The following is a 6,327-nucleotide window of genomic DNA, read 5'->3' as shown; positions in this document are numbered from 1 at the left end:
TTTAAAATCATTTTTTATCTGTGAATCAGTGACAAAATTTCATCAATTTTCGCAATCCAACCTTGTAGACTTTCAGTCTGCCTAACCAAATCTATGAACTTTCTGTCCATAGTGGTTTAGTTTAGACATAATGCCAATAGACAGCACATTAAAATATTTTAAATTTCAAAAAAGTAATGCGTCTTATATGCTTATATTTGCAAAAAAAATAAACATGTCAAACATTTATATTGGGTATCATTTTAGCATTGAACCAAAAGAACCGGGATCTGAAATATTGATTGCAGAATTAGGAGAAAAAGCATTTGAAAGCTTTACCGAAACTGAGACAGGAATTTCAGCTTTCGTACAAAAAGATCTTTGGGATGAAATGATTCTGGAAGGCGTTCAGATATTACATTCAGAAGAATTTAAAATTGATTACAGTTATGAAGAAATCGAGCAGATAAACTGGAACGAAGAATGGGAAAAAAACTTTGAACCAATTGATGTAGAAGGAAACTGTCATGTGCGCGCACCTTTTCACCCGAAAACTGATGCTGAATTTGACATTGTAATTGAACCCAAAATGAGTTTTGGAACCGGCCATCATGAAACAACTCACATGATGATTCAGCATTTGTTAGAAATAGATGTTAAAGGAATGAAAACATTAGACATGGGCTGCGGAACAGCTATTTTAGCAATACTTGCCGAAATGAAAGGCGCACAGCCAATTGATGCTATCGATATTGACAACTGGTGTTATTTAAATTCTATAGAAAATGCCGAACGCAATAATTGCAGGCACATAACCGTTTATGAAGGTGATGCTTCACTTCTAAAAGACAAAAAATACGATTTAATCATAGCCAACATCAACAGAAATATTTTGCTGAACGACATGCAGAGCTATGTAGACTGTTTAAACCCAAAAGGAACTATATTATTCAGCGGTTTCTACGAAGAAGACATTCCTTATATCGATGCTTCCTGCACAGAAAAAGGGCTGACGTATATAAAAAAGTTCCAAAAAAATAACTGGGTGTCATTAAAATACGTAAATTAGTACAATTCTTTAAATTAACGGCGTACAAAAAACTAAAAAAAATGAGTACAATAGAAAAAGTAAAAGAAAGACGAAGGGAGAAGGAAGATATTTCTATGAACAATGAAATCATAGTATATAATGACGATGTAAATACTTTTGACCATGTTATTGATACCTTAATTCGTATTTGCGGCCACACTCCTATACAGGCAGAGCAATGTTCACTAATAATTCATTTCAATGGAAAATGTACTGTAAAAACCGGCGAATATGACAAATTAAAAATACAATGCACTGGATTATTAGAAGCAGGTTTAAGTGCTGAAATAATCTAAGTTACAGTCCATTCCAAAAAGGAGTTTTTCCTGCCTATTCAAGAAGTACAATCTTGGATAGGCATTTTTTTTACCTCTCCCCAACCCTTCCATTGGAGAGAGATTAAAATTGGATTATTTTATAAATAATAATATGACTGCCCGCAAATAATACCATGTATTTTTTTTGCCTCTGATTACACAGGTTTCATTACTGTTTTTTTTTAAAATCTGTGTAATTTTTTTTAATTTGTAGCTAATTCGATCTGTTTGGTATTAGTTAAGGATAGTCATAAATAATAAAATTTGGAAGCAAAAAAATCAGAATGATTACTAAATATTAAAATTTATTAATTATAATGATTTACAATTACTTAAAAACACAAACCTAAAGTTTAAGCTTAACTATTTAATGAGGAAGTTTACTTTTTAAAGCACCATAAATAACTGTTCCTATCAATGCTCCAATGAGCACAATAATTACTGGTAAAAACCCCGCCCCTATCAATATAAAAATTGGCCCTGGACACGAACCTACCAATGCCCAGCCCAGCCCAAAGGAAATTCCTCCAATTAAATATCGGGCAGTTCCTTTTTCTTTTTCCTGAATTTCAATAGGCAGGCCTTTGATATCCCTTATACCTTTTCTTTTTATGATCTGAATGCCTAAAATTCCTGTCGCAACAGCAACTCCAATGATTCCATACATGTGAAAGGATTGAAACTGAAACATTTCGTAAATGCGGTACCAGGAAACCGCTTCTGACTTGGTAAGTACAATTCCAAAAACAAAACCAACCAAAAAATATTTTAATACTTTCATAATCTAAAATAATAAGGGTAATAAAAAATGAGCCATAATCAATCCGCCGATAAAGAAACCAATTACAGCTTTCAAAGAAGGCAGCTGCAGATTACTCAATCCGGAAATTGCATGACCAGATGTACATCCGCCGGCATAACGGGTTCCAAAACCAATTAAAATTCCGCCGCCAAGAAGTATCAGTATACTTTTAGGCGACTGCCAGATTTGATCTCCAAATAAGGCTTCCGGCATTAGTTTTCCATTGGGAGCATCAATTCCCATTGCCTGAAGCTGCGTAATCGTCTGCGGATTAATGGCAACATTCGAAGGATCACTCATAAAATGCACTGCAGCAAAACCTCCTGCCATAGCACCCAAAACTACAACATAATTCCATCTGTTTGCTTTCCAGTCAAAATTAAAATAAGCAATACGTTTTCCTAATCCAGTCATAGAACACAACGACTGAAGATTGGTAGACATACCAAAATTCTTTCCGAAATAGATCAGCGAAAGCATCACCATTCCGATTAAAAAGCCCGAAATATACCAAGGCCATGTTTGAAAAATAATATTCATAGCGTTTCTTTTTAGCAAATATAAACAGGACAAAGCTGTCTTTATGCAAAAAATGTTACATTTATAAAAATAATAACCATCATAAAATTCCCTATTGAATCAAATGATAATTACAATTTGACTAATTTTGAAATCATAATTGAATCCTTTTAAATTAAAAAACAATTAACTTCAAAAATATGAAAAAAACTGTTCTTCTTATTGCTTTACTACTCATTATTACTTCTTGCGGAAGCATTAAATCTTCTATAAAAAATGTAGATAACAGCGCACCTGTTCCAGTTGTTAAAAACGATGCTTTTGTAATTACAGCTTACAGCAAAGACAAAAAATATGGTTATGATAAAGATTACCCGATTAATATCTTTTATAGAGACACCAAGAATGACACCATTAACCAAAAATATTTCCTGAATGCTTTGGCTGGTCCAAAAGGGGAAAAAATCACATATACAAAACTAGAAAACTGCTGTCCGTTTCCTTCCAAAAACACTGACACAGGGGCTGGATTTTTAGATGTTTACCAATTAAAATGGGAAGGTTTGAAAACTCCAATTATTTTATATTTAAACATTTACGAAAGAGGACAGCTTATGGTTCCTGCTGGTCTTGGCCTGAAAAAATTATAATTTATTTTTTTTGAAGCGCCAGTCTAGATAAAAGATGCAATATATGGCTGAAATAGCTCCAAATAACTGCTTTGGCACTTGTAAAAATAATTGCGAAATCTAATTCGGAAACCGCAAAATCAAGCTACCTTTGCACTTTCAAAAAAACACAATATGAACATACAAAATATACCTCAAATAAAGCATACTGAGAGCGGTAACTTCTTTTTACTTGCCGGCCCATGTGCAATTGAAGGCGAAGAAATGGCAATGAGAATCGCAGAGCGATTAGTTGACATTACTGATAAATTACAAATTCCTTATGTTTTCAAGGGATCTTTTAAAAAAGCAAACCGTTCAAGAATTGACAGCTTTTCTGGAATTGGTGATGAAAAAGCATTAAAAATACTTGAAAAAGTATCAAAAACATTTGGTGTGCCAACTGTAACCGATATTCACACTAATGAAGATGCAGCTATGGCTGCTGCCTATGTAGATGTTCTGCAGATTCCGGCATTCCTTGTCCGTCAAACGGATTTAGTTGTTGCAGCTGCTGCAACGGGAAAAGTGGTAAACTTAAAAAAAGGGCAATTCATGAGTCCAGAAAGCATGAAACATGCTGTACAAAAAGTATTGGACTGCAACAATCAAAATGTAATGGTTACAGACCGAGGAACTATGTTTGGTTACCAGGATATGATTGTTGACTACCGCGGTATCCCAACGATGCAGCAATATGCAACTACCGTTTTGGATGTTACGCATTCGTTACAGCAGCCTAATCAAACGGCTGGAGTTACCGGAGGAAGACCAGATATGATTGAAACCGTTGCAAAGGCTGGTATCGCAGTTGGCGTAGACGGTATTTTCATCGAAACCCATTTTGATCCTGCCAATGCCAAAAGTGACGGTGCAAATATGCTTCACTTAGATTACTTTGAACCTCTTATGAATAAATTGGTTGCCATCAGAAAAACCATTAATCAATTTTAATTTTAACTTAGAATACCAATACATTGAAAACATTTTTACAAACTTCGTTCTTAATTTTATTTATATCATTTAATACATTCGCCCAGAATAACTTTATAAAAAAAGAAAGATATACTGCACACAATAAAGGAAAATTCTTTATTTCATGGGGAGGTAACAGGGAGAGTTATACTGAATCTGATGTGAACTTCAGAGGAAAAGATTACAACTTCACAGTTGATAATATGGTAGCTCATGACAAACCAAAAGGCTGGCATGTTGATTACATAAATCCTGCTAACATGACAATTCCGCAAACTAACTTTAGAATGGGATATTTCATTAACGACCATTACAGTGTTGCTATTGGCTGGGATCACATGAAATATGTTATGAGCCAAGCTCAAATAGCTAATGTAACTGGTTATATTAATTTACCTGCTGATCAATCTGGATCTATTTACAACGGAGTTTATAATAATACTCCTGTAGATATGTCTCAAGGTAATGCTCTGGAAGGTGGTTACGAGAAAAATATTGCTCAGCCAAATGGTACTGCTTTTTTAATGTACGAACACACAGATGGTTTGAACTATATAAATACAGAGGTTTCAAGACATGATGATATTTCGAAATTATTTAAGTTACCAAATACAGATAAAGTTCAGATTAATTTAACTGAAGGTTTAGGAGCTGGACTTTTATATCCAAAAACAAATGCTACTGTGTTAGGAATGCCTCGTCATGATGATTTTCACATTTCTGGATATGGTTTATCTGCAAAAGCGGGGATTAACTTTACGTTTTTTAAATATTTCTATATCCAAGGTGAGCTAAAAACGGGTTACATCAACATGCAGGATATTAAAACAACAGCCAGCAGTGATGATAAAGCTTCACAAGATTTCTTCTTTTTTCAAAGAATTATTGCTGTTGGAGGTATTTTTAGACTATAAAACATTCTCATATAAAATCAAAATCTCCTTCGGGAGATTTTTTAGTATAAGATAAATTTTAGTTGCTTTAATAAAAATTATTAATCAAATTTAAAGACATTGAAAACAAAAATTTCACATACTGCTTTTTTAGTTTTTTTCTTTACTGTTAATGTTTTTGCTCAAAACAATCCTCCAAGTACAGAATTATACACTGCACACAACAAAGGGAAATTCTTTGCGCACTGGGGAGGAAATAGAGCTTATTACACTACTTCGGATATTCATTTTGAAGGTGAAGGATATAATTTTACTGTAGAAAATGCGCAATCGCATGATTTACCAAAAGGCTGGAATATAGACTATATCAAACCTGGAAGTTTAACTTCATCGCAGACCAACTGGAAAGTTGGATATTTCTTTCGCGATAAATTCAATGTTTCTATTGGGATTGACCACATGAAATATGTGATGACCCAAAATCAGACAGCAATGATTAATGGAAACATTAATTTACCTTCTGGTGAAACTGGTTCTGCATTTAACGGATCTTACAACAACAAACCTATCGATCTGACCGATGGAAAATTTTTGAAATTTGAACATACAAACGGATTAAATTATGTCTTTGCTGAAACAGCTTATTACACAGATATCTCTTCCATTTTCGGCATTAGAAACACTGATATTTTCCAGCTGAATTTCACTCAGGGAGTCGGAATGGGATTATTGGTTCCAAGAACCGATGCTACCGTTTTAGAAAAACAAAGACATGACGAGTTTCATATTTCCGGATATGGTTTTTCTGCTGATGCAGGTTTAAATTTCACTTTCTTCAAGCATTTTTACGCACAAACCGAAATAAAAGGCGGTTATATCAATATGACCGATGTAAGAACTACTTATACTGATGATCATGCACAGCATCATTTTTGGTACGGAGAAACAATAGTCTCTTTTGGAGGTATCTTTAGATTATAAAAAATTCTTATCAAGCAACAATTAAATCTCCTCCGGGAGATTTTTCTGTTTTAAGCGGTCAGCAAATTTGATTAATGCTATTTTATTCTTAATTTTCAATATG

Annotated in this window: 8 protein-coding genes; 6 read left to right on the top strand and 2 right to left on the bottom strand. The window is 33.8% G+C overall.

The features are described from left to right. Positions 1–214: 214 nt before the first annotated feature. Together prmA and IRZ80_RS20520 are read left to right on the top strand one after the other, a co-directional pair. The gene (gene prmA, locus IRZ80_RS20525; RefSeq protein WP_194644205.1) at positions 215–1,048 is read left to right on the top strand and encodes a 50S ribosomal protein L11 methyltransferase; all 834 of its coding nucleotides are present in this window, start codon (positions 215–217) and stop codon (positions 1,046–1,048) included. A gap of 41 nt (positions 1,049–1,089) precedes the next feature. Then, entirely contained in the window at positions 1,090–1,365 is a 276-nt protein-coding gene (locus IRZ80_RS20520) for an ATP-dependent Clp protease adaptor ClpS (RefSeq protein WP_194644203.1), read from the top strand. Between the two features lie 388 nt (positions 1,366–1,753). On the opposite strand, the gene IRZ80_RS20515 is transcribed toward IRZ80_RS20520, so the two are convergent. Together IRZ80_RS20515 and IRZ80_RS20510 are read right to left on the bottom strand one after the other, a co-directional pair. Further along, complete coding sequence (locus IRZ80_RS20515) at positions 1,754–2,167, bottom strand: DUF6691 family protein (protein WP_194644201.1); 414 nt, start codon at positions 2,165–2,167, stop codon at positions 1,754–1,756. A 3-nt stretch (positions 2,168–2,170) separates the two neighbouring features. Then, a complete protein-coding gene (locus tag IRZ80_RS20510; protein WP_194644199.1) occupies positions 2,171–2,728 on the bottom strand; it encodes a YeeE/YedE family protein in 558 nt (185 codons plus the stop codon). 179 nt (positions 2,729–2,907) lie between these two features. On the opposite strand from IRZ80_RS20510, the gene IRZ80_RS20505 reads away from it, so the two are divergent. The 4 genes from IRZ80_RS20505 to IRZ80_RS20490 all read left to right on the top strand — a co-directional run bounded on the left by IRZ80_RS20505 (position 2,908) and on the right by IRZ80_RS20490 (position 6,224). Beyond that, the gene (locus IRZ80_RS20505) at positions 2,908–3,357 is read left to right on the top strand and encodes a 2-dehydro-3-deoxyphosphooctonate aldolase (protein WP_194644197.1); all 450 of its coding nucleotides are present in this window, start codon (positions 2,908–2,910) and stop codon (positions 3,355–3,357) included. Positions 3,358–3,510: 153 nt separating this feature from the next. After that, complete coding sequence (gene kdsA / locus IRZ80_RS20500; protein WP_194644195.1) at positions 3,511–4,329, top strand: 3-deoxy-8-phosphooctulonate synthase; 819 nt, start codon at positions 3,511–3,513, stop codon at positions 4,327–4,329. Positions 4,330–4,352: 23 nt separating this feature from the next. Further along, complete coding sequence (locus IRZ80_RS20495) at positions 4,353–5,264, top strand: hypothetical protein (protein ID WP_194644193.1); 912 nt, start codon at positions 4,353–4,355, stop codon at positions 5,262–5,264. Positions 5,265–5,363: 99 nt separating this feature from the next. Continuing rightward, positions 5,364–6,224 (top strand): hypothetical protein, encoded by an 861-nt coding sequence (locus IRZ80_RS20490; protein ID WP_194644191.1) that lies wholly within the window; start codon positions 5,364–5,366, stop codon positions 6,222–6,224. Positions 6,225–6,327 lie beyond the last annotated feature (103 nt).

Origin of the sequence: Flavobacterium sp. HJJ (assembly GCF_015351475.1) — a bacterium.
Lineage (GTDB): Bacteria > Bacteroidota > Bacteroidia > Flavobacteriales > Flavobacteriaceae > Flavobacterium > Flavobacterium marginilacus.
Note: the sequence above shows the minus strand (reverse complement) of the source record. Positions and strands in the feature narration are given on the sequence as shown.

Bases quoted from the DNA above. Each gene is read 5' to 3' on its own strand.
- prmA (WP_194644205.1), top strand. From the start codon at position 215: ATGTCAAACATTTATATTGGGTATCATTTTAGCATTGAACCAAAAGAA.
- IRZ80_RS20520 (WP_194644203.1), top strand. From the start codon at position 1,090: ATGAGTACAATAGAAAAAGTAAAAGAAAGACGAAGGGAGAAGGAAGAT.
- IRZ80_RS20515 (WP_194644201.1), bottom strand. From the start codon at position 2,167: ATGAAAGTATTAAAATATTTTTTGGTTGGTTTTGTTTTTGGAATTGTA.
- IRZ80_RS20510 (WP_194644199.1), bottom strand. From the start codon at position 2,728: ATGAATATTATTTTTCAAACATGGCCTTGGTATATTTCGGGCTTTTTA.
- IRZ80_RS20505 (WP_194644197.1), top strand. From the start codon at position 2,908: ATGAAAAAAACTGTTCTTCTTATTGCTTTACTACTCATTATTACTTCT.
- kdsA (WP_194644195.1), top strand. From the start codon at position 3,511: ATGAACATACAAAATATACCTCAAATAAAGCATACTGAGAGCGGTAAC.